Consider the following 25,084-nt stretch of genomic DNA (forward strand, 5'->3'; position numbering starts at 1 on the left):
GCAGGCGACGCATGAATGCCCAACGCACGCACCTGCCCGACGGCCGCTGGCATTTCCAGCACGGTCCGATGGACATCGTCATTGGGGCAAGCGGCCGTCCGGCCTGTGTGGAGGCTGCCCATGCCGCGGCGTGGGAGCGCTTCACCGGCGTGCTGGGTGAATTGGTGCAGGAGTTCGCTGCCCTGCGGCAACCGGTGAACGGCGACTGCCCCTTGCATGGACCCATTGCACGGCGCATGTGGCATGCCTGCCAGCCTTATCAAAGCAGTTTCATCACCCCGATGGCCGCGGTGGCCGGCGCTGTGGCGCAGGAACTGGTGGCCTGTTACGCCGTCAGCGGCGTGGCGCGGGCCTGGGTCAACAATGGCGGCGACATCGCCCTGCATCTCACGCCCTCCCAGTCGGTGCGCATCGGCCTCTATGCCGATCTTTCGCGGCTGGGCATGGGCGAAATTCTGGATGGTGTGCAGACCGATGGCCAGTTCGAGGTGGCGAGTGTGCTGCCCGTGCGCGGCGTGGCCACCAGCGGCTGGCGCGGCCGCAGCTTTTCACTCGGCATCGCCGACAGCGTCACGGTTCTCGCACGCACCGCGTCCGAGGCCGATGCCGCGGCCACCGTGATTGCCAACGCGGTCGATCTGCGCGATACACGTATCCGGCGCAGGCCGGCCTGCGAATTGAAGGATGATTGCGATCTCGGCGCCATTCCCGTCACGGTGGATGTGCCGCCGCTGGAGCCGGCGCTGGTGCAGCAGGCCTTGCGGGCGGGCCTGAAGCGCGCGCAGGCCTTGCGCGCCGCGGGCCTGATCTGGTCGGCCGCGCTGGTTTGCCAGAATCAGGTGATTACCACCGGTGCGGCGGACACGCTTGCCCTGGAAAACCGGCATGCCGACGGACGGGGCATGCAAGTTGGTTCAGTATTTGCTTAATGAAATGGATGGACGCAAACAGATGATTGAAATACGACGCATCTTTACGCATGTGGAGCAGATCTGGCACGAGTTTGGCCCGGTCGCCCCGGTGCCGCTGATGCGCGGCGCCATTGCTGCCGTGCTGACCAATCCATTTGCAGGCCGCTACGAGCCCGACATCCTGCCGATGATGGACGCGCTTGGGCCCGTCGGCATCGACATGGCCGAACGGCTGCGCGCGGCGATGGACGTGCCGGTGGAACGTATCGAGGGTTACGGCAAGGGGGCGATCGTCGGTGCGGCGGGCGAGCTTGAGCACGGTGCACTCTGGCACGTTCCTGGTGGTTACGCGATGCGCGAACTGCTGGGCTGGAAGGGTGATGCGGCGGCGTATGCCAAAGGGCAGGGCGAGGAAAAATCCGGACGCCCCGGCAATGCCCTGTCCATCGTGCCCTCGACCAAGAAAGTGGGCGGGCCCGGCGCGGCGCTGGACGTGCCGATGACACACATCAATGCCGCCTACGTGCGCAGCCATTTCGACGCCATAGAAGTTCGGGTCCCCGGCGCCCCCCTGCCGGACGAAATTGTCTTTATTCTTGCCATGAGCACTGGTCCCCGTGTCCATGCGCGGGTGGGTGGACTGGCAGCCCAGGCCATCAGCAAGTGGGACGGCCTGCGCTGAGGCGCCATCGACACAACAACAACACGCAAGGACACACAACATGACAGCCACGATCAGAAAAATCATTGTCCAGGTGGACGAGACCCGGATGGAAATGGGGCAAGCGGTCCATCCGCCGACACGGCGGGCGTTGGCCATGGCGGTGATCGCCAACCCTTTTGCCGGCAAGTACGTCGAGAATCTCGACGAGCTGATCGCCATCGGGGAAGAGCTTGGCGGCCTGCTGGGCGCCAAATGTGTGCAGGCGCTGGGCATTTCGCCCGGTCAGGCGCAAAGTTACGGCAAGGCGGCGATTGTCGGCGAAGCCGGAGAACTGGAGCACGCGGCAGCCATCCTGCATCCCAAGCTGGGTGCGCCCCTGCGCCTGGCGGTCGAAAAGGGCGCGGCCCTCGTGCCCTCCAGCAAGAAGCGGGGCGGCCTGGGTACCGCGATCGACGTTCCGCTCGGACACAAGGACGCGGCTTTTGTACGCAGCCATTTTGACGCCATGGAAGCGCGTGTCGCCGACGCACCGCGTGCCAATGAAATTGTGGTTGCTGTCGTCGTCACAGACAGCGGCCGACCACTACCGCGCGTGGGCGGCTTGCAAGTCCACGACATCAAGGGCGAGGACGGGCTCCGGTAAGCGGCGCTCCTCACCAACCATTCCGATCCACGACAAGCAGGAGTTTTTTATGAAGATGCAATACAAGATGCTGGGTACCATGACTTTTCTGGGTCTGATGGCCTCGCTGGGGACCGCCCACGCGCAGGGAGTCATCAAGATCGGCGAGATCAACAGCTACAAGGCCCAGCCCGCCTTTCTCGAGCCCTACAAGAAGGGGATGGAGCTGGCTGTCGAGGAAATCAATGCCGCCGGCGGTGTCAACGGCAAGAAGGTCGAGCTGATTGTCCGTGACGACAACGCCAACCCCGGTGACGCGGTCCGTGCTGCCGAGGAGCTGGTTTCGCGCGAGAAGGTGGATGTGCTCACCGGCTCCTTTCTCTCGCACATCGGCCTGGCACTGACGGACTTCGCAAAACAGAAGAAATTTTTCTTTCTCGCTGCAGAGCCGCTGACCGACAAGATCGTCTGGCAAAACGGCAACCGCTACACCTACCGCCTGCGCGCTTCCACCTACATGCAGGTGGCCATGCTGGTGCCCGATGCGGCCGCGATGAAGAAAAAACGCTGGGCCGTGGTCTACCCCAACTATGAATACGGCCAGTCCGCGGCCGCCAGCTTCAAGAGGCTGCTCAAAGAAGCGCAGCCCGATGTGGAGTTCGTCGCCGAGCAGGCGCCGCCTCTGGGCAAGGTGGACTCCGGCAGCGTGGTGCAGGCCCTGGCCGATGCCAAGCCGGACGCCATCTTCAATGTGCTTTTCGGTGCCGACCTGTCCAAGTTCGTGCGTGAGGGCAACACCCGCGGCCTGTTCCAGGGCCGCGAAGTCGTCAGCCTGCTGACCGGCGAACCCGAGTACCTCGATCCGCTGAAGGACGAGACGCCCAATGGCTGGCTGGTTACCGGTTACCCGTGGTACGGCATCCAGACGCCCGAGCACAAGGCCTTCTTTCTGGCTTACCACGGCAAGTACAAGGACTATCCGCGCCTGGGTTCCGTGGTGGGCTACAGCGCCATCAAGTCGCTGGCCGAAGGCATGAAAAAAGCCAAGTCCACGGATACCGAAAAGATGATCGCGGCCTTCAGCGGCCTGAAGGTCAGCACGCCTTTTGGTCCCGTGGTCTACCGTCCTGAAGATCACCAGTCCACCATGGGTGCCTACGTCGGGCGCACCAAAAACGAGGGCGGCAAGGGTGTGATGGTGGACTACCGCTACATGGACGGCGCGAAGTTCCAGCCGTCAGCCGCAGAAGTCAAGAAGCTGCGCCCCGCCGACTAAGCAGCCTGGCGCACGGCGAAACCACGTTCGGTCCCGCGCCTGGCGCGCGGGTGCCGGCCGCAGGTGTCGCCGTCGATGGACTCCTGCACGGCGGCCTGCCTGTCATGGCCCTTGCAAGAGGCTGTCTCCTCCCGTAAAAAAAGAAGGTAATTCATGAGCTTTTCAGGCTTTGTCGTCCAGTTGCTCAACGGTCTGGCCGGTGCGTCGTCGCTGTTTCTGGTGGCGGCCGGGCTGTCGCTGATCTTTGGCGTGACGCGCATTGTCAACTTCGCGCACGGCTCATTTTTCATGGTCGGCATTTATGTGGCCTATTCGCTGGTGGCCACCCTGGGCGGCACGGTCGGCTTCTGGCCGGCCCTGCTGCTGGCCGCGCTGGCCGTCGGTGTGCTTGGTGCGCTGGTCGAGGTCCTGCTGCTGCGCCGCATTTACCGCGCACCCGAACTGTTCCAGTTGCTGGCCACCTTTGCGCTGGGCCTGGTGATCAAGGACGGGGTGTTGTGGTTCTGGGGGCCCGAAGAGTTGCTGGGCCCGCGGGCGCCCGGCCTGACAGGTTCGGTGTCCATCCTTGGCCGGCAATTTCCGTCCTACGACCTGTTCCTGATCGTTGCCGGCCCGGTGGTTCTCGGCCTGCTCTGGCTGCTGCTGACCAAAACCCGCTGGGGCACGCTGGTGCGTGCCGCCACGCAGGACCGGGAGATGGTCAGCGCGCTGGGTGTCAACCAGGCCTGGCTGTTCACCGCGGTGTTTGCGCTGGGTGCGCTGCTGGCTGGCCTGGGCGGCGCGCTGCAGCTGCCGCGCGAACCCGCCAACCTCGAGATGGACCTCAACATCATCGGCGCCGCCTTTGTGGTGGTGGTGGTCGGCGGCATGGGCTCCATCCCCGGTGCCTATGTGGCAGCGCTGCTGATTGCCGAGTTGAAGGCCATCTGCATCTGGCTGGGCCTGGTGGAAATCTGGGGCGTCAGCATTTCTTTTTCCAAACTCACGCTGGTGGTGGAGTTTCTCGTGATGGCCGTCGTGCTGGTGGCCCGGCCCTGGGGCCTGTTCGGCCGGCCCCAGGCGACCAGCCGCCATGCGGGCACGGCCGAGGAGCCGCTGCGCCCGCCCGATCGCCTCTACAAGTTCGGCGGCGCCGCCCTGCTGGCCCTGCTGGTCCTGATGCCTGCGCTGACCGCACAGTCGCCCTACGTGACGGTCCTGCTGATCGACCTGCTGGTGGCCGTGCTGTTTGCGGCCAGCCTGCACTTCATCATGGGCCCGGCCGGCATGCATTCCTTCGGCCATGCGGCCTACTTCGGCCTGGGTGCCTACGGCGCCGCTCTGCTGGTGCGCAGCCTGAACCTGCCGATGGAGGTGGCCCTGGTTGTTGCGCCTGCGCTGGCGGCGCTGGGCGCTTTCATCTATGGCTGGTTCTGTGTCCGCCTGTCTGGCGTGTACCTGGCCATGCTGACGCTGGCCTTTGCCCAGATCACCTGGGCGATCTGTTACCAGTGGGATGCCTTCACCGGTGGCAGCAACGGGCTGACCGGCGTCTGGCCGTCCGAATGGCTGGCCGACAAAAAGATGTACTACTACCTGACGCTGGCGCTGGTGGCCGGGGCGGTGCTGATGATGCACCGCATGCTGTATTCACCCTTTGGCTACGCCATGCGTGCTGCACGCGATTCGGTGCTTCGCTCTGACGCGATCGGCATCGACGTCAAGCGCATGCAATGGGTGGCTTTTGTCATCGCCGGCACGTTCGCGGGCCTGGCCGGTGCGCTGTATGCCTTCTCCAAAGGCAGCATTTCCCCGGAAAGCCTGCATGTGAGCAAATCCATCGACGGCCTGGTCATGGTGCTGCTGGGCGGCGTGCAGACGCTGGTGGGGCCCATCGTCGGCGCCGTCACCTTCACCTGGCTGCACGACACGGTGGCGCGCAACACCGACTACTGGCGCGCCATGCTGGGCGCCATCATCCTGATCCTGGTGCTGCTGTTTCCGCAAGGGATCGCCGGTTTTGTCCAGCAACTGCTGTCGCGCCTGCGCGGCGCGAAGGAGGGGCAGTCATGAGCTTGCTCAAAGTATCCGGTCTGGGAAAATCGTTCGGGGGCGTCAAGGCGGTGGACGGCATCAGTTTCGAACTGGCCGCCGGCGAGTTGCTGGCGCTGATCGGGCCCAACGGCGCCGGCAAGTCGACCACCTTCAACATGGTCAACGGCCAGTTGCGGGCCGATGCCGGCTCGATCCAGCTCGGCGGCCAGGAGCTGATTGGCCTGGCCCCGCGCGACATCTGGCGGCTTGGCGTGAGCCGGACGTTCCAGATTGCAGAGACCTTTTCGTCACTGACGGTCGTGGAGAACGTCCAGATGGCGCTGCTGTCATCTGACCGCAAGCTGTTTTCCATGTGGCGCCGCGCCGCCGACCACAAGCGCGAGGAGGCGCTGGTGCTGCTTGACCAGGTCGCCATGAAGGCTCAGGCCGACCGGCCCTGCAGCGTGCTGGCCTACGGCGACGTCAAGCGCGTGGAACTCGCCATGGCCATGGCCAACAACCCCAAGCTGCTGCTAATGGACGAACCCACGGCCGGCATGGCGCCCAGGGAGCGCAACGACCTGATGGCCCTGACCAAGCAGCTGGTCGTCGACCGCGGCATGGCTGTGCTGTTCACGGAGCACAGCATGGATGTGGTGTTTGCCTATGCCGACCGCATGATCGTGCTGGCGCGGGGGCGGCTGATTGCTGAAGGCAAGCCGCTGGAAATCCGCGACCACCCCAAAGTCCAGGAGGTCTATTTCGGCAGCGGCAAGACCTTCGAGAAAAAGACACTGGAAAAGGATGCCGCCTCATGAGCGCTGTGAACGAAGTCTTGCTGCAGGCCCGGGGCCTGTGCGCCTGGTATGGCGCCGCCCAGATCCTCTACGACGTGGGCATCGAGGTGCGGCGCGGTGAAGTGGTGGCACTGATGGGCCGCAACGGCGCCGGAAAATCGACGACGCTCAAAACGCTGATCGGCATGCTGGACAAGCGGCGCGGCAGTGTTTCGTTTCTGGGTACCGACATCTCAAAAAGCGAACCCCACCATGCGGCGCGCATGGGCCTGGGCTTTGTACCGGAAGACAGGCGCATCTTCACCGACCTGACGGTGATGGAGAACCTGGAAGTGGGGCGGCAGCCGCCGCGCCGCTGGCCCGACGGCAGCCAGGCGCCGGTCTGGACACCCGAGCGGCTGTTCAAGCTGTTCCCCAACCTCGGCGAGATGCCGGACCGCCAGGGGGGCCGCATGAGCGGCGGCGAACAGCAGATGCTGACCGTCGCGCGGACCCTGATGGGCAACCCCTACCTGGTCCTGCTCGACGAGCCCTCGGAAGGGGTGGCGCCAGTGATCGTCGAGCAGATGGCGCACATGATCCTGGAGCTCAAGTCGCAGGGCGTCAGTATTTTGCTGTCCGAGCAGAACATGCATTTTGCGGAACTGGTGTCGGACCGGGCCTATGTGCTCGAAAAAGGCCAGATCCGTTACGAGGGTTCCATGGCCGAGCTGTCGGCCAACGAAGAGGTGCGGCGCGCCTACCTCAGCGTTTAGTGCGCCAGTTGTTGTCAACGTCATTCAACCCGTTCAAGGAGATCGCATCATGCATCCCGCTACCCGCAGAACCCTGTTGAAAACCCTGTCCGGCGCCGGCCTCGTGGCGGCTGCCGGCCTGGCCGGCCGCGTGGCCTTTGCCGCCGGCATCAAGCCCGACGCCAGAAGCGCGCTGATTGTGGTCGATGTGCAGAACTGTTTTGTGACCGGGGGCACCCTGCCGGTCAAGGGCGGCGAAGAGGTGGTGCCGGTCATCAACAAGCTCGCCGCGGCTTTCGAGAACATCGTGATCACGCAGGACTGGCACACCAAGGGCCATGCGTCCTTCGCCAGCACCCACGCGGGCAAGAAACCCTTCGAAGTCAAAAAACTGGCCTACGGCAACCAGGTGCTGTGGCCGGACCACTGCGTGCAGGGAACGGACGACGCGGCCCTGCACAAGGACCTGGCGCTGCCCACGGCCCAGGTCATCGTGCGCAAGGGCTACCACCAGGAAGTGGACAGTTATTCGGCCTTCACCGAGGCCGATGGCAAGACGCCGACTGGCCTGGGTGGTTACCTCAAGCAGCGCGGCATCAAACGCGTTTTCGTGACCGGGCTGGCGACCGACTTCTGCGTCGCCTGGACGGCGATGGATGCGCGCAAGGCGGGTTTCGAGGTCTATGTGATCGAGGACGCCACGCGTGCCATTGACCTGAACGGATCGCTGGCGGCGGCCTGGAAGCAGATGACGGCCAGGGGCGTCAAACGAATCCAGTCCACCGACCTGGCCTGAAGCGCGACCTGACTTGCCAACAGTAGGCTGAATCAATGAAGTTCACCGTCACTCGACCGCCCCTCGCCGCGCCATGCGGCGTTGCAAATGCGCGCCGGGCCTGCGGGCCCGCCTGTGCTTTGCGCCTTGCCTGGCACACCGCTGGGCAGCCGCTTGCCGGCGATTTCACTGATTCAGCCTACTAGATCCGATGAGCTCGCAGATCGTGACCTTCAGCGTCAACCGCTTGACGCGGACGCTGACGGTCCCGGCGCAGGCCTCCCTGCTGGGGGTGCTGCGCAACGACCTCGAACTCAACAGCCCCAAATACGGCTGCGGCCTGGGTGAATGCGGGGCCTGCACGGTGCTGGTGGACGGCGTGGCCGCGCGAGCCTGCGTGATCCCGGCCACCGGTGTGGCCGGCCGCGAGATCACCACGCTGGAAGGTCTCGGGTCCCTGGCGGCGCTGCATCCGGTGCAACAGGCTTTTATCGAAGAGCAGGCCGCCCAGTGCGGTTACTGCCTGAGCGGCATGATCATGATGACCACTGCCTTGCTGGCGCGCAAGCCGGATCCGACGGACGATGAGATACGCCGCGAGTTGTCCGGCAATTTATGCCGCTGCGGTACCCATCTCGAAATCGTGAACGCCGTGCTGCGTGCGGCAGAGCTCACGCGGCAGGCCCGTGCCAAAGACCCCCGGCCATGACCCGCCGCGCCGACACCCCCCTCACACGCGCCGACTTCCACGCAGCCGGCGGCGTGTTGCTGGTCACGCGTGAGCCGCCGCCTGCGCCGCCGCCCACCCCGGGCCAGCCCGCGCTGGTCAGCGGCAATCCGCTTGAAGGGGTGGAAATATTGCTGGCTGTCTGGGACGACGGCAGCGTGACGGCCCTGAACGGCCATGTGGACCTGGGCACCGGCATCCGCACGGCGCTCGGCCAGATCGTCGCGGAAGAGCTCGACGTTGCGCTGGCCAGCGTCAACATGGTGCTGGGCGATACCACCCGCGCGCCGAATCAAGGTGCCACGATTGCCAGCGCGTCGATACAGATTCACGCCGTGCCCTTGCGGGCGGCCGCCGCCCAGGCGCGCGCCTGGCTGGTGGACCGGGCCGCCGGTGTGTTGCAGGTGGACAGGGCGCTGCTGACGGTGCGTGACGGCCAGGTGTCGGTGATCGGCAGTGAAAACCGGTCGGTGGCCTACGGCGCCCTGGTGGCGCAGCAGCATGTGGAACTTTCACTGGCGCTGGATTCGCCGCTGAAATCCCCGGAGGACTACCGCATCGTCGGCACCAGCTCGGCGCGCGTTGACATTCCGGCCAAGGCCACCGGCGCGTTGACCTTTGTGCACGACATGCGGGTACCGGGCATGCTGCACGGCCGCGTGGTGCGGCCGCCGTATGCCGGGGCCGACCACGGCGACTTTATCGGCAACACGCTGGCGTCGGTCGATGAGTCCTCGATTGCGCATATTCCGGGCATTCGTGCGGTGGTGGTCATCCGCGATTTCATCGGCATCGTCGCCGAGCGCGAGGAACACGCCGAGCAGGCGCTGCGCGAGCTGCGTGTTCAATGGAAGCCCTGGCCGGGACTGACGAACCTCGACGATCTGGAAACGGCCATCCGCGCCAACCCGGCGACGCAGCGCAAGCTGATTGACGAGGGTGATGTGGATGCCGCGATGGCGGGCGCGACCCAGCGTTTGCCGCGCAACTATGTCTGGCCCTACCAGATGCACGGCTCCATCGGTCCTTCCTGTGCGCTGGCCGATTGGCGTGGAGAGTCTCTGACGGTCTGGGCCGGCAGCCAGAACCCGCACGTGCTGCGCGCCGACCTGTCGCGCCTCATGGGGCTGGCGGACATGGACATCGACGTCATCCGCATGGAGGCGGCCGGCTGTTACGGACGCAACTGTGCCGACGATGTGGCCGCCGATTCGGCCCTGCTCTCGCGCGCGGTCGGTGCGCCGGTGCGGGTGCAGCTGACGCGCGAGCAGGAGCATGCCTGGGAGCCCAAGGGCGCTGCCCAGCTGATGCAGGTCAACGGCGGGCTCAATGCCGACGGCTCGGTCGCCGCCTATGACTTCCAGACCTCCTACCCGTCCAACGGCGCACCGACGCTGGCGCTGCTGCTCACGCGCACCGTCGAGCCGGTGGCGCGCGCCTACGAAATGGGCGACCGCAGCGCGCGCCCGCCTTACGACTACGAGAACCTGCGTGTGTCGGTCAACGACATGCCGCCCATGCTGCGCGCTTCGTGGCTGCGCGGTGTGTCGGCTTTGCCCAATTCCTTTGCCCACGAGTCTTACATCGACGAGCTGGCTACAGCCGCCGGCGTGGACCCGGTCGAGTTCCGCCTGCGGTACCTGAGCGAGCCACGTGCCGCAGAACTGTTGCGTGCCACGGCCGATCGTGCTGGCTGGAAAGTGCATACCCAGCCGCAGCAACAGGCCGGGGAACAAGGTGAGGCGTCCGACATCGTGCACGGCCAGGGCGTCGCTTACGCGCGTTATGTGCACAGCAAATGGCCGGGCTACGGCGCGGCCTGGGCCGCCTGGGTGGCCGATGTCGAGGTCAACCGCAAGACCGGTGAAGTGCAGGTCAGGCGTGTGGTGGTGGGGCATGACGCCGGCACGCTGATCAACCCCGCCGGTGTGCAGCACCAGATCCATGGCAACGTGGTGCAGACCACCAGCCGGGCGCTGACCGAGCAGGTCACCTTGAATCCGAAGACCAACACCGTGGCCAGCCTGGAGTGGGGCAGCTACCCCATCCTGAGTTTCAGGGATGTGCCGGTGATCGAGGTGGTGACCATGGCGCGCCCGGGTGAGCCGCCACTGGGCGCGGGGGAGTCGGCCTCGGTGCCCGGCACCGCTGCCATCGCCAATGCGATTTTTGACGCGACCGGCGTGCGCTTTCGCCAGCCGCCGTTCACCGCGGAAGTGGTGCGTGCCGCACTGCAACCGGCGCCGGACCAGGTGCCGGCCGCATCGCCCGCCCTGGCCGCAGCGCCGCCGCTGGCCCGCCCGCCCGGCAACGCGCCCTGGCCCCAGGGCCTGGGCCGCTGGTCGCGTGCCGGCGCGATGCTGGCTGGCGTGTTTGGCCTGGCGGCGGCGCTGCTGGGCTGGCGGCCCGCGATTGCACCGGTGGTGTCCGGTGGTTCATCGATCTACACCGCGGCAACGATTGAACGCGGCCGGCAACTGGCGGCGGTCGGTGACTGTGTGGTGTGCCACACCGCACCCGGCGGTAGTCCGAATACCGGCGGCCGCGCCATGGACACGCCCTTCGGCAAGATATTCACCACCAACCTGACGCCCGATGCACAGACCGGCATCGGCCTGTGGTCCTTCAGCGCCTTCCAGCGCGCCATGCGTGAGGGCATTTCGCGCGATGGCCACCACCTGTACCCGGCCTTTCCCTACACGGCCTTTGCCAAGACCAGTGATGAGGACCTGACCGCGCTGTACGCCTACCTGATGGCCCAGCCGGCCGTGTCTTCGGAGACGCCGGCCACACAGGTCGCATTCCCCTTCAATGTGCGTCCCCTGATGGCGGTCTGGAATGCGATGTTCCATGACCCTTCGCCCTACCAGGCGAACCCGGCGCAAACGGCCGAGTGGAATCGCGGCGCCTACCTGGTCAACGGCCTGGGGCATTGCGGTGCCTGCCACACGCCGCGCAATGCATTGGGTGCCGAACGCGGTGGCCCGGCCTTCCTGTCCGGCGCGGTGGTCGATGGCTGGGAGGCCCCTGCGCTGACGGCCCTGTCACGCGCGCCCGTGCCCTGGACCTCCGGCGAGTTGTACCGCTACCTGCGCCAGGGCTACAGCCTGCAGCATGGCGCTGCCGCCGGCCCGATGGGTCCTGTGGTCAAGGAACTCGGCGCCTTGCCCGACGACGATATCCGGGCCATGGCCAGCTACCTGACCTCGTTCAACCAGCCCCTTGCCGAGCCCGCGAGTGCCGAGCGTGCCAGGCAGGTGGTGCTGGCGGCGCAGCAGAGCGGCGCGGCGCTGCCCGGCCCCGGCCAGCGCCTGTTCAATGGCGCCTGCGCCTCCTGTCACCACGACGGGGACGGACCGAAGTTGCTGGGTGTCAACACGCCGCTGGCCTTGAACAGCAAGCTGCACAGCGAGCGGCCCGACAACCTGGTTCGTGTGATCCTGGACGGCATTCGCGCACCCGCGACGGCAGCGATTGGCTTCATGCCGGCTTTCCGCCATAGCCTGGACGATGACCAGATTGCCACGCTGGCAAGCTACATGCGCAGCCGGTATGCGCCGGATCAGCCGGCCTGGCAAGACCTGCCGGCCGCCGTGTCGCGCCTGCGCGCCACGGCAGGAAGCCATGAGGGCACAGCTGATTTGCTATCGAATAAATAGCTGCTAGCGCCCGCCAGTATTGGGCTGGAGGCCATTTTTATCTCAAAGCGTAACTGCTCAGATCGTCTGGGCTGGTTTTACGCCCTCTCCCCCTGGGAGAGGGCGAGGGGGCAAGAATTTTCCGGTCCTGGCGCTCAGCCGGCTGTTGGTACACCCAGCCATTGCGTAAGCACTTCGGCCGTGTGTTCGCCCAGCATGGGCGGCGGCCGCTGGTAAGTCACTGGGGAGCCGGACAGCCGGATCGGGTTGGCCACCAGCGGCACGCTGCCCGCCAGCGCGTGCGGCATGTCAATGTGCAGGCCCCGCGATTGCACCTGCGGGTCCGCAAACACCTCATCGATGCGGTTGATCGGACCGCAAGGCACGCCAGCGGCTTCGAGTGCTGCAATCCATTCGGCCGACGTCCGCATCACCGTGGCCTGGCGCAGCAAAGGCACCAGCACGGCGCGGTTTGCCACGCGCTGCGCGTTGGTGGAAAAACGTTCGTCGGCCGACCATTCGGGGTGGTCCGCGACCTTGCAGAATTTGGCGAACTGCTCGTCGTTGCCCACCGCGAGGATGATGTCGCCGTCGGCCGTCGGAAAGTCCTGGTAGGGCACGATGTTCGGATGCGCATTGCCCATGCGGCGCGGCACGATATTTCCGGCCAGGTAGTTGGAGGCCTGGTTCGCCAGGCAGGCAATCTGCACGTCCAGCAGCGCTAGGTCGATGTGTTGTCCCAGGCCGGATTTTTCGCGCTCGGCCAGGGCGGCCTGCACGGCAATCGTGGCGTACAGGCCGGTCATGATGTCGGTCAGCGCCACGCCGACTTTTTGCGGGCCGGCGCCGGGCTCGCCATCGGGTCGGCCGGTCACGCTCATCAACCCGCCCATGCCCTGGATCAAAAAGTCGTAACCGGCGCGCGCCGCGTAAGGACCGGTCTGGCCGAAGCCGGTGATCGAGCAGTAGACCAGGCGCGGGTTGGCCGCGCTCAGGCTCGCGTAGTCCAGCCCGTAACGCTTGAGCCCGCCGACCTTGAAGTTTTCCAGCACCACGTCGGCCCGCTGGGCCAGGGCGCGCACCTGCGCCTGCCCTGCGGGCGTGGCGATGTCGATGGCGACCGAACGCTTGTTGCGGTTGGCGCAGAGAAAGTAGGCGGCTTCGGTGGTGTCCCGGCCCGCGCCGTCCTTCAGGTAGGGCGGGCCCCAGGCGCGCGTGTCGTCACCGCCCTGCGGTTTTTCGACCTTCACCACGTCGGCGCCCAGGTCGGCGAGCAGCTGCCCGGCCCAGGGGCCGGCGAGCACACGCGACAGATCCAGCACCCGGACGCCGGTCAGCGGCGGCGGGCGAACAGCGGGGCCTGTCATGGCTTCAGGAAAACGCGGCGATGCCGGTGATCGCGCGGCCCAGGATCAGCGCATGCACGTCGTGTGTGCCTTCGTAGGTGTTGACCACTTCGAGGTTGACCAGGTGCCGCGCCACGCCGAACTCGTCGCTGATGCCGTTGCCGCCCAGCATGTCGCGCGCCATGCGGGCGATGTCGAGTGCCTTGCCGCAGGAGTTGCGTTTCATTATGGAGGTCACTTCAACGGCAGCCGTGCCTTCATCCTTCATCCGGCCCAGGCGCAGGCAGCCCTGCAGGCCGAGCGCGATTTCGGTTTCCATGTCGGCGAGTTTTTTCTGGATCAGCTGGTTGGCGGCCAGCGGGCGGCCGAACTGCTTGCGGTCCAGCGTGTACTGGCGCGCCTTGTGGAAGCAGTCTTCGGCCGCACCCAGCGCGCCCCAGGCGATGCCGTAACGGGCGGAGTTGAGGCAGGTGAACGGGCCCTTGAGGCCGCGCACGTCGGGAAAAGCGTTTTCTTCCGGGCAGAAGACTTCGTCCATGACGATTTCGCCGGTGATGGAGGCGCGCAGGCCGACCTTGCCGTGCACGGCCGGTGCGCTCAGGCCTTTCCAGCCTTTTTCCAGCACAAAGCCGCGGATGGCGCCTTCATCGTCCTTGGCCCAGACCACAAACACGTCGGCGATCGGGCTGTTGGTGATCCACATCTTGGCGCCCGAGAGCTTGTAGCCGCCGTCCACCTTTTTGGCGCGCGTGATCATGCTGCCGGGGTCGGAGCCGTGGTTGGGTTCGGTCAGGCCGAAGCAGCCAATCCATTCGCCGGTGGCCAGTTTCGGCAGGTACTTCTGTTTCGTGGCTTCGTTGCCGAACTCGTTGATCGGCACCATCACCAGCGAGGACTGCACACTCATCATGGAGCGGTAGCCGGAGTCGACGCGTTCGACCTCGCGCGCGGCCAGACCGTAACAGACGTAGTTCAGGCCGGCGCCGCCGTAGGCTTCGGGAATCGTGCTGCCCAGCAGGCCGAGCGAGCCCATCTCGCGAAAAATCGCTACATCGGTTTTTTCATGGCGAAAGGCTTCCAGCACGCGCGGCGCCAGTTGCTCCTGGCAGTAGGCGCTGGCGGTGTCACGCACCATGCGTTCGTCGTCTGTCAGCTGCTGGTCGAGCAGCAAGGGGTCGGCCCAGTGGAAGCTGGCTTTTTGGGGGCTGGGGCTCATGGGGAATCTCCAAAGGGGGTGGGAGGCCTGTCTGTGTGCATAAATCGCAACTCAGAAGGCCGGGGCAAGGATGACGATGGCTCAAGCATACGCTTAGCCAACCGCCGGGCGCAACCGATGATTTGGCACGGGTTTGTGCAAAAATGGAACTCCAACCAAGCCGCCCAGGCAGGAGCCCGCCATGCGACGAAAAATCCCTTCCACCACGGCGCTGGCGTTGTTTGAATCAGCCGCGCGGCACCAGAGTTTTACCCAGGCGGCGCAGGAGCACGCTGTCACCCAAAGCGCGGTGTGCCGCCAGATCGCCGGTCTGGAAGACTTCCTGAGCGTCAAGCTGTTCAGGCGCACCAAACGCGGGGTGCTGCTCACCGAAGCGGGCACCAACTACGCGCGCAACGTGCGTGCACGCCTCGACGACGTGGAGCGCGACACGCTGGCATTGATGGCCAAGGGCGGTGCCGGCGGGGCGCTGGAGCTCGGTGTGGTGCCGACCTTTGCTGCCAAGTGGCTGGTGCCGCGGCTCGGTGATTTCCAGCGCCTGCACCCAGATATTGCGGTGCACCTGTCGTCGCGCACCCGACCCTTCCTGTTTGCCGATACCGCGCTGGATGCGGCCATTTTTGCGGGCGACGCCGGCTGGCCGGGCACGGCGTCCTGTTTCCTGATGGACGAACGCCTGGTGGCGGTGGGCAGCCCGGCGCTGGTCAAGACGCGGCGCACGCTGAAGGCCGCCGACCTGGCGCACCTGCCGCTGCTGCAGATGAGCACGCGGCCTTATGCCTGGCGACAGTGGTTTGAGTCGCTGGGCCTGCACATCGACAACGACCTGGCCGGCGCGCGCATGGAGCTGTTTTCCATCACCACCGAGGCGGCCATTCACGGGCAGGGTCTGGCGCTGATTCCGCGCTTCCTGATTGAAGAGGAGTTGAAACAGGGCCGCCTGGTGCCGCTGATCGAGCACGAGTTTGTCAGCGACCGGCGTTATTACTTCATTTACCCGGAACAGAAGTCCGACAACACGGTGCTGGCGCTGTTCCGCAGCTGGCTCGACGACCAGGCCACCCGTTATCGCGAGGCGCAGCCCTAACGCCTGTCACCGCTGGAGATGCGGCCCTGTTCGCGCCGGTTCTGCGCCTGCTCGCGCAGGGCGCGCTGGCCCAGCGACTCCTCGCTCTGCCGTTGCCGCTGGTCATCCTGGCGTGTCAGCTCGCGCTGCTGCCGCCATTGGTCCCGCTGCAGCTGCTGTTGTTCACGCCGGGCCTGCTCCTGGTCGCTCAGGCCGGGCCGCTGCGGCACCCAGTTGCCGTTGCGCTGCGCCTGCTCCCGCAGCGCCCGTTCGCCCAGGCTCTCCTGGCTCTGCCGGATCTGGGCATCCTGCTGGCGCGTCAGCTCACGCTGGCGCCGTTCCTGCTCGCGCTGCAGCTGCCATTGTTCCCACTGCGCTCGCTCGATGGCGCTGTAGTCCGGCGGCGGGCCGGTGCCGGTCCAGGTTTCGGTCCGGGTGGTGACGGTCGGCAGTTGAGCCCAGGCGGGCGCCAGCGCCAGCACCAGCAGGCCGGTGCCTAGCCACACATGCGATTTCAGAATGGGGGTCATCAGTGTCTCCATCAGCCGCGCGCTGCGCATTTCAACACCCTACTGTACGCAAAGCGAGAAACAGCGTCGGCCACCCGGATGCCGGACCGGTCGCTTGCTGCGGTCGCTTTTGCCACGGCTGCGCGCCGCCCACCCGGCTTGCGGTGGCGTTTTACATGAAAAATACCCTTCCAGCCCTTGCCCCACTAGCGGCAGCAGCTATTTAATTCATAGCAAATCGCCTGCCGACGCAATGTGCGACGATGGCCCCCATGCAAAATTTCTGGCCTTCCAGCGGCTTCCACCAGCTTCAGATCACCCCACGGGGCTGGCTGGCGCCCACCGACGACTACCTGCGCCTGTTTCTGAACCGGCCCGAACTGGCCCCGGTGCCCGAGTCCTGCGCGGCCGAACGCGCGCTGCATGCGGCCTTGCTGGCCGCGCCGTCGCGGCCGGTGCCCGAGGCCGAACTGCAGGCCCTGCAGGACGCAGACGCCCGCGAGAGTTACGGCCTGTTTTTGCGCTTTCGCGATGGTTTGCTGGCGGCCGGCACGCTGGAGGCTTATTACCTCGGTTTGTTCCGCAGCGGCAGCATCAGCATTCCACCGCTGTTCATCGACCTGCTGGCCCAGGCCATCCTGCGCAAGGTGCTGGACGAAACCACCGATGCCTACGAAGTGCGTGCCGCCGAGATGCTGTTTCGCGCCCAGCGCATCACCACGCAGGACGGCCAGGTGCTGGCCGGCGACCGCGACGTGCTGGACATGCTCAACGAAACCGGCGGGCTGGGCGACTTCGGGCGATTTCTGGCGGAAGCCCAGGCGCCCCTGCGCAGCATCGACATGCAGGTGCTGACGGACGCCAACGCGCCGGATTACTGGCCAGCCAGTGATCGCCACAACTTCCTGCTCGACCTGACGCATGAAATCAGCAACGACCTGAGCCACGGCCTGGTGTTCACCATGACGCGCGCCCGCTCGGGCCTGACGGCGCTGGCCCGGGTGCTGGAAAAGTGGGTGCGGCATTTTCTCGGCGTGGACGTCAGCATCCGGCCGCTGCAAAAGGTCGATGACGCCGCCTGGCGCTGGCATGTGGGGCTGGACGTGGAGGCGACCGCGCTGCTCAACGACCTGTACGAAGGCCGGGAGGTGGAGGCCGAACGTTTGCAGCGCCTGGTCAGCCTCTTCCGGCTCGATTTTGCGGATCCGCAGGAGATGCGCGCCGATGTGGCCGGCAAGCCGGTCTACCTGGGCCTGATGATGAATGCCGGCCAGTCGGTGAAGCTCAAGCCGCAGAATCTGCTGCTGAATCTGCCGCTGGTGGGGGCGATGTAAATCGGTTCCGGACGGCCGGCTGGCCTTGCGCTGACCCAACCGGGGCGCGGTAGCTTAAAATGCCGGGTTCTGCCAATTTTTAATCCGGAGTCTTCCATGTCCAAAAAAATCCGCGTCGAAGCCGACATCTGCGCACCCAAGCCCGTTCCCGCCCCCGGCATGACCCGCACGGCCGGCCGCGGTCAAAAAATCAGCCTGGAGCGCGGCACCTGGACCCGCAGCAAAAAGAACCCGGGCAAGCGCCCACACAAAGGCGGCTAAGCCCTTGGCCCCACCGGGGTGGCTTGAGCGCAAGCTGCCCACACCCGGGCCTCTGACATCGCGTCGGGGACGGGTTCTGTCTCCTGTTTTGCCTCATGCGCCCAGGGCGACATGACGGCCCTGCATTCCACGCCTGCCATTGCCGGACGGTCCGGGTCTGGTTGTGAAGCCAAATTGGCATCCAGCCCTTGATGGACGGGCGCCGGTAGCTCCTGAATTCATAGTGAATCGCGCCCGCCCTAGCGCAGGCGCGCGGCCGTGAGGCCGGGGTGCCGGGGTGCCGAAGCCTACATATTCCGCCGGTACTGCCCACCGACCTCGAACAGCGCGTGGGTGATCTGTCCGAGCGAGCAGACGCGTACCGCGTCCATCAGCACCTCGAACACGTTGTCGTTGGCAATCACCGCCTGTTGCAGGTGCTTGAGCATGGCCGGGGCTTCCTTGGCATGGCGCTGATGGAAGTCCTGCAGGCGTGCCAGCTGGCTCTGCTTTTCCTCGTCGGTGGAGCGGGCCAGCTCCAGCTTGTCCTGCACGGCGTCGCCGTGTGGGTTGCGGAAGGTGTTGACGCCGATGATGGGCAGCTCACCCGTGTGTTTGAGCATCTCGTAATGCATCGACTCGTCCTGGATGCGGCCACGCTGGTAGCCGGTTTCCATGGCGCCCAGCACGCCGCCGCGTTCGGCAATGCGCTCGAACTCGCTGAGCACCGCTTCTTCCAGCAGCTCGGTGAGTTCCTCGATGATGAACGCGCCCTGTGACGGGTTTTCGTTTTTCGCCAGGCCCCACTCGCGGTTGATGATGAGCTGGATCGCCATCGCGCGGCGCACCGACTCTTCGGTCGGTGTGGTGATGGCTTCGTCGAACGCATTGGTGTGCAGGGAGTTGCAGTTGTCGTAAATCGCAATCAGCGCCTGCAAGGTGGTGCGGATGTCGTTGAACTGGATCTCCTGCGCGTGCAGGCTGCGGCCACTGGTCTGGATGTGGTATTTGAGCTTCTGGCTGCGTTCGTTGGCACCGTATTTTTCCTTCATGGCGACGGCCCAGATGCGGCGCGCCACGCGGCCCATCACGGTGTATTCGGGGTCCATGCCGTTGCTGAAGAAAAAGCTCAGGTTGGGCGCGAAGTCGTCGATGTGCATGCCGCGCGCGAGGTAGGCTTCGACGAAGGTGAAACCATTCGACAGGGTGAAGGCCAGCTGGGAGATCGGGTTGGCGCCGGCTTCGGCGATGTGGTAACCGCTGATGGAAACGCTGTAGAAGTTGCGCACGCGGTTGTGCACAAAATACTCGGCGATGTCACCCATCACCTTGAGGCTGAACTCGGTCGAGAAGATGCAGGTGTTCTGGCCCTGGTCTTCTTTCAGGATATCGGCCTGCACCGTGCCGCGCACGTTTTCCTGCACCCATTCGCGGATTTTTTCGGTTTCGGTGTCCGTCGGTTCGCGGCCGTTGTCGGCCCTGAATTTTTCGAGGTTCTGGTCGATGGCGGTGTTCATGAACATCGCCAGGATGGTGGGCGCCGGGCCGTTGATGGTCATGCTGACCGAGGTGCTGGGGCTGCACAGGTCAAACCCGTCGTAGAGCACCTTCATGTCGTCGAGCGTGGCAATCGACACGCCGCTGTTGCCCACCTTGCCGTAAATGTCGGGCCGCAGGTCGGGATCGTTGCCGTACAGCGTGACCGAGTCAAAGGCCGTGCTCAGGCGTTTGGCGGCCATGCCCTGGCTCAGCAGCTTGAAGCGTGTGTTGGTACGGAAGGCGTCGCCTTCGCCGGCAAACATGCGGGTCGGGTCTTCGCCCTCGCGCTTGAAGGCGAAGGTGCCGGCGGTGTAGGGGTAGCTGCCCGGCACGTTGTCCAGCATCAGCCACTTGAGGATTTCTCCGTGGTCTTCGTACTGCGGCAGTGCCACCTTGCGGATGGTCGTGCCCGAGAGCGACTTGCTGGTCAGTGCCGTGCGGATTTCCCTGTCGCGGATTTTGACCACGTATTCTTCGCCGGCATAGGCCTGCTGCATGGCGGGCCACTGGGTCAGCAGCTTGCGTGCGGCCGGGTCCTGGACCTGCTCGCGCTGCACCGCCAGGTCAATGGCCGCTTCCGCGGCCCTGGCCTTGTCGGGCTTGCCGACGGTGAGCATGCCGGCGGCGGCCCGCAGCTGCTGGATTTCACGCGCCAGCGTGGCCTGTTCCCTGCCGCGTTTCTTGTAGCTGCGCACCGTGTCGGCAATTTCCGCGAGGTAACGCGTGCGCGCGGCAGGCACCACCGGCGTCTGGTTGGTGCTGTGGCGCACATCGACGGCGGGCAGGGCGCCTTCCGACAGCTTCAGGCCGAGCCCGACCAGGCGCGGTTTGAGGGCCTGGTACAGCGCGGTGACGCCGTCGTCGTTGAACCGCGCGGCCATGGTGCCGAACACCGGCATCTTGTCGGGCGCCGTGCCCCAGGCTTCCTTGTTGCGCTGGACCTGCTTGGCCACATCGCGCAAGGCGTCGAGCGAGCCCTTGCGGTCGAACTTGTTGATGGCGACAAACTCGGCGAAGTCCAGCATGTCGATTTTCTCGAGCTGGCTGGCGGCGCCGAACTCGGGCGTCATCACATACATGGGCACGTCTACCAGCGGCACGATGGCGGCATCGCCCTGGCCGATGCCCGAGGTTTCGACCACGATCAGGTCAAAGCCGGCCACCTTGCAGGCGGCAATCACTTCGGGCAGCGCCTTGCTGATCTCGCTGCCGAATTCACGCGTCGCCAGGCTGCGCATGAAGACGCGCTGGCCCTGCTGCCACGGACTGATGGCGTTCATGCGGATGCGGTCGCCGAGCAGCGCGCCGCCGCTCTTGCGCCGTGAGGGGTCGATGCTGATGACGGCCACGCGCAGCTGGTCGTTCTGGTCCAGCCGCAGGCGGCGTATCAGCTCGTCGGTCAGCGAGGACTTGCCGGCGCCGCCGGTGCCGGTGATGCCCAGCACCGGTATCTTTTTGATAGCAGCTTGCGCCCGCAGCGTCTCGACCAGCGCCGGATTGGCCTTGTCGTTTTCAAGCGCGGTGATGAGCTGGGCCAGCGCGCGCCAGGCCATCTCGCCGTGGCCTTCGATCACCTGGATGTCCGCGGGGGCAAAGCCGGTCAGGTCCTTGTCGCAGCGCATGACCATCTCGCCGATCATGCCGGCCAGGCCCATTTTCTGGCCGTCTTCGGGGCTGTAGATGCGCGAGACGCCGTAGGCATGGAGCTCGCGGATCTCCGGCGGCACAATCACCCCGCCACCGCCGCCGAACACCTGGATGTGCTCGCCGCCGCGGCTCTTGAGCAGATCGACCATGTACTTGAAGTACTCGACATGGCCGCCCTGGTAGGAGCTGATGGCAATGCCCTGCGCGTCTTCCTGCAGCGCCGCCGTGACGACTTCATCCACGCTGCGGTTGTGGCCCAGGTGAATCACCTCGGCGCCCATGCCCTGCAGGATGCGCCGCATGATGTTGATGGCGGCGTCATGGCCGTCAAACAGCGAGGCGGCGGTGACAAAACGCACCTTGTGCGTGGGCCGGTAGCTGGCAAGGGCCTGGTATTCGGCGGACAGGTCGGTCATGGCGGCGCTCTCTGGAGGTTGTCTCGTGGCTTGGGTGCGGGAGGGATTATTCGATCTTCAATCCGGCCAGCGCCGGATCGTCAGGCGGGTAGCGCAGGTCCAGTGACTTCAGCTTGTCGCGTACCAGCGTGGCCACCATCAGGTTGCGGTGGGTCTTGGAATCAGCGGGCACCACGGTCCAGGGTGCCCAGGGGGTGCTGGTCGCCCCCAGCAACGCCTCGTAGGCCTTCTGATAGTCGGCCCACTGCTTGCGCACCTCCAGGTCGCCCATGCTGAACTTCCAGCGTTTGGTCGGGTCGTCCACCCGCTCCTGCAGGCGCTGGCCCTGTTCCTCGAAGCTGATGTGCAGCATGAACTTGAGGATCACCGTGCCGGTTTCGGCCAGCAGGCGTTCGAACTCGTTGATGTGGGCAAAACGCTGCGCGGTCTGCTCGGGGGTGATCCAGCCTTTGACCACCGGGACCAGCACGTCTTCGTAGTGGCTGCGGTTGAAAATCATGGTTTCGCCCGCCCCCGGCATCTGGCGGTGGATGCGCCACAGGTAGTCGTGTGCCCGCTCTTCCTCGCTCGGTGCCTTCCAGCCCACGGTGTGCACGCCCAGCGGGCTGGTTCGGCTGAACACGGCGCGAATCGTGCCGTCCTTGCCCGAGGTGTCGGTGCCTTGCAGCAGGACCAGCAGCTTGTAGCGCTTGTCGGCAAAAAACAGGTCCTGCAGGCCGTCAAGCTCCATCGCCAAGGCGTCCACGGCGGCCTTGTCATCGTCTTTATCCCCGGTCGTCAAAGGCTTGGCCGAGGCCTTGAGTTCGGACAGCCCAAACGGCCGGCCCTGCCCGGTGGTGGGTGGTTGCCAGGGGGCCAGCAGGGCCGCACGCTTGCTGTTGCCGTTGGACATGGCTGTCTCCGTGTGGGTGATTGACGTTTACGTAAACGTCAATCTTACCGTTTTTCCAAAACAAAAGGGCGCCTGCGCGCCCCTTTGTTTCCCGACAGGTGGGCGGCCCCCGCTTATTTGTACAGCAGCTGCGGCAACCACAGGCCGATGGCAGGGAACTGGTACAGCAGGAAGATGGCCAGGATCTGGATGCCCATGAAGGGCAACATGCCGGCGAAGATCTGGTTCAGCGTGACGTGTTTCGGTGCCACGCCCTTGAGGTAGAACGCGGCCATGGCCACCGGCGGGCTCAGGAAAGCCGTCTGCAGGTTCAGGGCGACCAGCAGGCCGAAGAACAGCGGATCGACGCCGAAGTTGTCCAGCAGCGGGATGAAGATGGGCATGAAGATCACGATGATCTCGGTCCACTCCAGCGGCCAGCCGAGAATGAAAATAATCGCCTGGCTCATCACGAGGAACTGCGTCTTGCTCAGGTTCATGCTGAGCACCCAGGTCTCCACCAGCTCCTGGCCGCCCAGCAGCGCAAAAGCCGCCGAGAAGATGGCCGAACCGACAAACAGCCAGCACACCATGGCCGAGGTTTTGGCCGTGAGGAACACCGACTCCTGCAGCACCGACAGTGTGAGCCGCTTGTAGGCCGCCGCCAGCAAAAAACCGCCGAGGGCGCCCATCGCGGCCGCCTCGGTCGGAGTGGCCAGCCCCATCACGATGGACCCGAGTACCGAGATGATGAGAACCATCAGCGGAAAGAAGGAGGTCAGGAGCATCTTGAAGATTTCCAGCCGCGCAAAACTCAGGAACAGGTAGAAGAGGGCAACCAGCGCGCCGAAAATGGCAAAACAGACCCACCACCAAGTGGGCGCGTCGCGTGTGGTTGCGGCGGCTGGCGCCTTGTCGGCGCTGACTGTGGCTAAGGCGGGAGGCGCGGCCACACTGGCTTCGGCGGCAGGTGGCTCCTTGACATCACCCGACGGGGGTTCCTGCAGGCCGCCCTCGGCAACCGGCTCTTTCAGGCCACCTTCCTGGGGAGGTTCCTGCAAACCGCCGGTGTCAGCGCTTGGGGCGCTTGACGAGCTGGAGGCGCCTATCTGCTGGATGTCGTAGACCGCCTCGGCGTTGACGGTCGTGACCGCCCGATAGCTGGTCACGAGTACCAACAGGAATAACAAGCCCGGTAGCACCACAATCGCCAGTTGCCGCAGGATATGGCCAAGCGGCACGTCGGCATTGCGTTTTCCCTTGAGTGCACCGAAGAGTCCTGTGAGCGCGTATTTGTCCGTGCCAGTGGTCAGCTGCTGTGTCAACGGCGGCAGCGTCACCGCGCGGTCCGCGGCCGACAGCGGAGGGGCCCATTGGGGCTTGATCTTGGCGACCATGATGACGTAGAGGATATACAGGCCGGTCAGCATCAGGCCCGGGAAAAACGCACCAGCGTACAACTGAACGACGGAGACGCCGGCGGTGGCGCCGTACACGATCAGCAGCACCGAAGGCGGAATCAGGATGCCCAGGCAGCCGCCCGCCGTGATGGCGCCGGCCGCCAGCGGGACGCTGTAACCGGCACGCAGCATCGCCGGCAAGGCCAGCAGGCCCATCAGCGTGACCACCGCACCCACGATGCCGGTGGCCGTCGCAAAAATCGCGCAGGTGACCAGGGTCGCCACAGCCAGTGAGCCGGGAATCCGGGCCATGGCCAGATGCAGGCTCTTGAAGAGTTTTTCAATCAGGTTGGCCCGTTCGACCAGGTAACCCATGAAAACAAACAACGGTATCGCAATCAGCACGTCGCTGGCCATGGTCTTGAAGGCCGCCTGCACCATCAGGTCCAGCGTCTTCGTGGTGTCCCGGTTGTAGGCCAGCCAGGTGAAAATCATGCCCATGCCCATCAGCGTGAAGGCCGTCGGAAAACCCAGCATGATGGCGGTCACCACCAGGGACAGCATCAGCAGCCCCAGGTGCCCGTTGGTGATTTTCTCGACGCTCAGAAGCAGCGTGGCGGCGCCGATGATGACCAGCGCCATGAAGGTCAGGCCGAACCAGAGTTCTTTGCGGATCTTCATTTGTGGTTCTCCTTGAGGGCCAGATCGCGCTCGAGCGCTGCCATGTCTTCGTCTTTCACGTGCACCATTTCCTTGAGTTTTTCCACGTCCACTTCCTCCACGTCGCCTTCGCGCACCGGCCAGGCGCCGGTCTGTATGCACTGGATGCAGCGGATGATTTCCACGATGCCCTGCAGCAGCAGCACAAAGCCCGACACCGGGATCACGAACTTGAACGGATAGACCGGAATCGGGTCGGCGTTGAAGGTCTGCTCGCGGATCGCCAGCGACTCATTGGCATAGGTCCAGCCGGCCCAGGTCAGCGCGATGACGCCAGGCAGGAAAAAGAGGATGTACAGCGTCAGGTCGACGATCGCCTGCGTGCGCGGCCTGAGAAAGCCGTACAGCACGTCGCCGCGCACATGGCCGTTTTTGCTCAGGGTGTAGGCGCCCGCCATCATGAAGAGCAGGCCGTAAAGCATGATCTGGGCGTCGAGCACCCAGGCGTGGGGGCGGTTGAGCACGTAGCGGCTGAACACTTCCCAGCTGATCAGCAAGGTCAGCAGGACCACGCTCCAGGCGCAGGCCTTGCCGATCCAGGTGGAAAACCGGTCCACCGCCAGTAAAAACGATTGCATTGCAACTCCTAGCGCCGCCAAAGGACGGTCCCTGAAAAAATAAAG

21 protein-coding genes are annotated in these 25,084 nt (G+C 65.1%); 13 read left to right on the plus strand and 8 right to left on the minus strand.

The genetic code is table 11. From position 1 onward, the window contains the following. The first annotated feature begins 11 nt into the window (after positions 1-11). The 4 genes from PSV40_RS11975 (at position 12) to PSV40_RS11990 (ending at position 3,473) form a co-directional block, all read left to right on the plus strand. Entirely contained in the window at positions 12-929 is a 918-nt protein-coding gene (locus tag PSV40_RS11975; RefSeq protein WP_300537725.1) for a UPF0280 family protein, read from the plus strand. A gap of 22 nt (positions 930-951) precedes the next feature. Next, positions 952-1,593 carry an amino acid synthesis family protein gene (locus PSV40_RS11980; RefSeq protein WP_300537727.1) on the plus strand — a complete coding sequence of 214 codons (642 nt, stop codon included), beginning with the start codon at positions 952-954 and terminating at the stop codon, positions 1,591-1,593. A gap of 40 nt (positions 1,594-1,633) precedes the next feature. Further along, positions 1,634-2,218 (plus strand): amino acid synthesis family protein, encoded by a 585-nt coding sequence (locus tag PSV40_RS11985; RefSeq protein WP_300537729.1) that lies wholly within the window; start codon positions 1,634-1,636, stop codon positions 2,216-2,218. 79 nt (positions 2,219-2,297) lie between these two features. Continuing rightward, a complete protein-coding gene (locus tag PSV40_RS11990; RefSeq protein ID WP_300537846.1) occupies positions 2,298-3,473 on the plus strand; it encodes an ABC transporter substrate-binding protein in 1,176 nt (391 codons plus the stop codon). On the opposite strand, the gene PSV40_RS11995 is transcribed toward PSV40_RS11990, so the two are convergent. After that, on the minus strand, positions 3,470-3,628 hold the full coding sequence (locus tag PSV40_RS11995; protein ID WP_300537731.1) for a hypothetical protein: 159 nt from the start codon (positions 3,626-3,628) through the stop codon (positions 3,470-3,472). The two genes, PSV40_RS11990 and PSV40_RS11995, sit on opposite strands and share 4 nt — an antisense overlap. Between PSV40_RS11995 and PSV40_RS12000 the strand changes: the two genes are divergently transcribed. The 6 genes from PSV40_RS12000 to PSV40_RS12025 all read left to right on the plus strand — a co-directional run bounded on the left by PSV40_RS12000 (position 3,627) and on the right by PSV40_RS12025 (position 12,178). Further along, positions 3,627-5,525 (plus strand): ABC transporter permease, encoded by a 1,899-nt coding sequence (locus PSV40_RS12000; protein ID WP_300537733.1) that lies wholly within the window; start codon positions 3,627-3,629, stop codon positions 5,523-5,525. The two genes, PSV40_RS11995 and PSV40_RS12000, sit on opposite strands and share 2 nt — an antisense overlap. Next, on the plus strand, positions 5,522-6,304 hold the full coding sequence (locus PSV40_RS12005; RefSeq protein WP_300537735.1) for an ABC transporter ATP-binding protein: 783 nt from the start codon (positions 5,522-5,524) through the stop codon (positions 6,302-6,304). The genes PSV40_RS12000 and PSV40_RS12005 overlap by 4 nt, the downstream gene beginning before the upstream one ends. Further along, positions 6,301-7,038 (plus strand): ABC transporter ATP-binding protein, encoded by a 738-nt coding sequence (locus PSV40_RS12010; protein ID WP_300537737.1) that lies wholly within the window; start codon positions 6,301-6,303, stop codon positions 7,036-7,038. The genes PSV40_RS12005 and PSV40_RS12010 overlap by 4 nt, the downstream gene beginning before the upstream one ends. Positions 7,039-7,087: 49 nt before the next feature. Next, on the plus strand, positions 7,088-7,813 hold the full coding sequence (pncA, locus tag PSV40_RS12015; protein ID WP_300537740.1) for a bifunctional nicotinamidase/pyrazinamidase: 726 nt from the start codon (positions 7,088-7,090) through the stop codon (positions 7,811-7,813). Positions 7,814-8,003: 190 nt separating this feature from the next. After that, positions 8,004-8,501, plus strand: coding sequence for a (2Fe-2S)-binding protein (locus PSV40_RS12020; protein WP_300537741.1), 498 nt, complete (start codon positions 8,004-8,006; stop codon positions 8,499-8,501). Beyond that, positions 8,498-12,178, plus strand: a complete 3,681-nt coding sequence (locus PSV40_RS12025) for a molybdopterin cofactor-binding domain-containing protein (protein WP_300537744.1) — start codon at positions 8,498-8,500, stop codon at positions 12,176-12,178. The genes PSV40_RS12020 and PSV40_RS12025 overlap by 4 nt, the downstream gene beginning before the upstream one ends. Before the next feature lie 134 nt (positions 12,179-12,312). On the opposite strand, the gene PSV40_RS12030 is transcribed toward PSV40_RS12025, so the two are convergent. Together PSV40_RS12030 and PSV40_RS12035 are read right to left on the minus strand one after the other, a co-directional pair. Further along, positions 12,313-13,524 carry a CaiB/BaiF CoA-transferase family protein gene (locus PSV40_RS12030; protein WP_300537746.1) on the minus strand — a complete coding sequence of 404 codons (1,212 nt, stop codon included), beginning with the start codon at positions 13,522-13,524 and terminating at the stop codon, positions 12,313-12,315. Positions 13,525-13,528: 4 nt separating this feature from the next. Further along, on the minus strand, positions 13,529-14,719 hold the full coding sequence (locus tag PSV40_RS12035; RefSeq protein WP_300537747.1) for an acyl-CoA dehydrogenase: 1,191 nt from the start codon (positions 14,717-14,719) through the stop codon (positions 13,529-13,531). 181 nt (positions 14,720-14,900) lie between these two features. Between PSV40_RS12035 and PSV40_RS12040 the strand changes: the two genes are divergently transcribed. Next, positions 14,901-15,806: a LysR substrate-binding domain-containing protein gene (locus PSV40_RS12040; RefSeq protein WP_300537749.1), complete on the plus strand. Its 906-nt coding sequence runs from the start codon at positions 14,901-14,903 to the stop codon at positions 15,804-15,806. Here PSV40_RS12040 and PSV40_RS12045 read toward each other — a convergent pair. Then, positions 15,803-16,315 (minus strand): hypothetical protein, encoded by a 513-nt coding sequence (locus tag PSV40_RS12045; protein WP_300537751.1) that lies wholly within the window; start codon positions 16,313-16,315, stop codon positions 15,803-15,805. The two genes, PSV40_RS12040 and PSV40_RS12045, sit on opposite strands and share 4 nt — an antisense overlap. A gap of 251 nt (positions 16,316-16,566) precedes the next feature. Between PSV40_RS12045 and PSV40_RS12050 the strand changes: the two genes are divergently transcribed. Both PSV40_RS12050 and PSV40_RS12055 read left to right on the plus strand, forming a co-directional pair. Next, entirely contained in the window at positions 16,567-17,628 is a 1,062-nt protein-coding gene (locus tag PSV40_RS12050) for a DUF6352 family protein (RefSeq protein WP_300537753.1), read from the plus strand. Positions 17,629-17,724: 96 nt separating this feature from the next. Continuing rightward, positions 17,725-17,889, plus strand: a complete 165-nt coding sequence (locus tag PSV40_RS12055; RefSeq protein ID WP_168173476.1) for a hypothetical protein — start codon at positions 17,725-17,727, stop codon at positions 17,887-17,889. A gap of 287 nt (positions 17,890-18,176) precedes the next feature. Here the strand turns inward: PSV40_RS12055 and icmF are convergent, their stop codons facing one another. The 4 genes from icmF to PSV40_RS12075 form a co-directional block, all read right to left on the minus strand. Beyond that, positions 18,177-21,470, minus strand: a complete 3,294-nt coding sequence (gene icmF / locus PSV40_RS12060; RefSeq protein WP_300537754.1) for a fused isobutyryl-CoA mutase/GTPase IcmF — start codon at positions 21,468-21,470, stop codon at positions 18,177-18,179. Between the two features lie 46 nt (positions 21,471-21,516). Continuing rightward, a complete protein-coding gene (locus PSV40_RS12065; RefSeq protein ID WP_300537755.1) occupies positions 21,517-22,362 on the minus strand; it encodes a PPK2 family polyphosphate kinase in 846 nt (281 codons plus the stop codon). Between the two features lie 113 nt (positions 22,363-22,475). Beyond that, positions 22,476-24,422 (minus strand): TRAP transporter large permease subunit, encoded by a 1,947-nt coding sequence (locus PSV40_RS12070; RefSeq protein WP_300537756.1) that lies wholly within the window; start codon positions 24,420-24,422, stop codon positions 22,476-22,478. Beyond that, a complete protein-coding gene (locus PSV40_RS12075; protein WP_300537757.1) occupies positions 24,419-25,039 on the minus strand; it encodes a TRAP transporter small permease subunit in 621 nt (206 codons plus the stop codon). Before PSV40_RS12075 ends, PSV40_RS12070 begins: the two co-directional genes overlap by 4 nt. Positions 25,040-25,084: the final 45 nt, after the last annotated feature.

The sequence above is a fragment of the Polaromonas sp. genome (genome assembly GCF_029945925.1).
Taxonomy (GTDB): domain Bacteria; phylum Pseudomonadota; class Gammaproteobacteria; order Burkholderiales; family Burkholderiaceae_C; genus Polaromonas.

Coding starts and splice junctions, on each gene's coding strand:
- PSV40_RS12010 (WP_300537737.1), top strand. CDS start 6,301: ATGAGCGCTGTGAACGAAGTCTTGCTGCAGGCCCGGGGCCTGTGCGCC.
- PSV40_RS12050 (WP_300537753.1), top strand. CDS start 16,567: ATGCAAAATTTCTGGCCTTCCAGCGGCTTCCACCAGCTTCAGATCACC.
- PSV40_RS12055 (WP_168173476.1), top strand. CDS start 17,725: ATGTCCAAAAAAATCCGCGTCGAAGCCGACATCTGCGCACCCAAGCCC.
- PSV40_RS12075 (WP_300537757.1), bottom strand. CDS start 25,039: ATGCAATCGTTTTTACTGGCGGTGGACCGGTTTTCCACCTGGATCGGC.
- PSV40_RS12065 (WP_300537755.1), bottom strand. CDS start 22,362: ATGTCCAACGGCAACAGCAAGCGTGCGGCCCTGCTGGCCCCCTGGCAA.
- PSV40_RS12020 (WP_300537741.1), top strand. CDS start 8,004: ATGAGCTCGCAGATCGTGACCTTCAGCGTCAACCGCTTGACGCGGACG.
- PSV40_RS12030 (WP_300537746.1), bottom strand. CDS start 13,524: ATGACAGGCCCCGCTGTTCGCCCGCCGCCGCTGACCGGCGTCCGGGTG.
- PSV40_RS12000 (WP_300537733.1), top strand. CDS start 3,627: ATGAGCTTTTCAGGCTTTGTCGTCCAGTTGCTCAACGGTCTGGCCGGT.
- PSV40_RS11975 (WP_300537725.1), top strand. CDS start 12: ATGAATGCCCAACGCACGCACCTGCCCGACGGCCGCTGGCATTTCCAG.
- PSV40_RS11980 (WP_300537727.1), top strand. CDS start 952: ATGATTGAAATACGACGCATCTTTACGCATGTGGAGCAGATCTGGCAC.
- PSV40_RS12045 (WP_300537751.1), bottom strand. CDS start 16,315: ATGACCCCCATTCTGAAATCGCATGTGTGGCTAGGCACCGGCCTGCTG.
- PSV40_RS12040 (WP_300537749.1), top strand. CDS start 14,901: ATGCGACGAAAAATCCCTTCCACCACGGCGCTGGCGTTGTTTGAATCA.
- PSV40_RS12025 (WP_300537744.1), top strand. CDS start 8,498: ATGACCCGCCGCGCCGACACCCCCCTCACACGCGCCGACTTCCACGCA.
- PSV40_RS12035 (WP_300537747.1), bottom strand. CDS start 14,719: ATGAGCCCCAGCCCCCAAAAAGCCAGCTTCCACTGGGCCGACCCCTTG.
- PSV40_RS12005 (WP_300537735.1), top strand. CDS start 5,522: ATGAGCTTGCTCAAAGTATCCGGTCTGGGAAAATCGTTCGGGGGCGTC.
- icmF (WP_300537754.1), bottom strand. CDS start 21,470: ATGACCGACCTGTCCGCCGAATACCAGGCCCTTGCCAGCTACCGGCCC.
- PSV40_RS11985 (WP_300537729.1), top strand. CDS start 1,634: ATGACAGCCACGATCAGAAAAATCATTGTCCAGGTGGACGAGACCCGG.
- PSV40_RS12070 (WP_300537756.1), bottom strand. CDS start 24,422: ATGAAGATCCGCAAAGAACTCTGGTTCGGCCTGACCTTCATGGCGCTG.
- PSV40_RS11995 (WP_300537731.1), bottom strand. CDS start 3,628: ATGAATTACCTTCTTTTTTTACGGGAGGAGACAGCCTCTTGCAAGGGC.
- pncA (WP_300537740.1), top strand. CDS start 7,088: ATGCATCCCGCTACCCGCAGAACCCTGTTGAAAACCCTGTCCGGCGCC.
- PSV40_RS11990 (WP_300537846.1), top strand. CDS start 2,298: ATGACTTTTCTGGGTCTGATGGCCTCGCTGGGGACCGCCCACGCGCAG.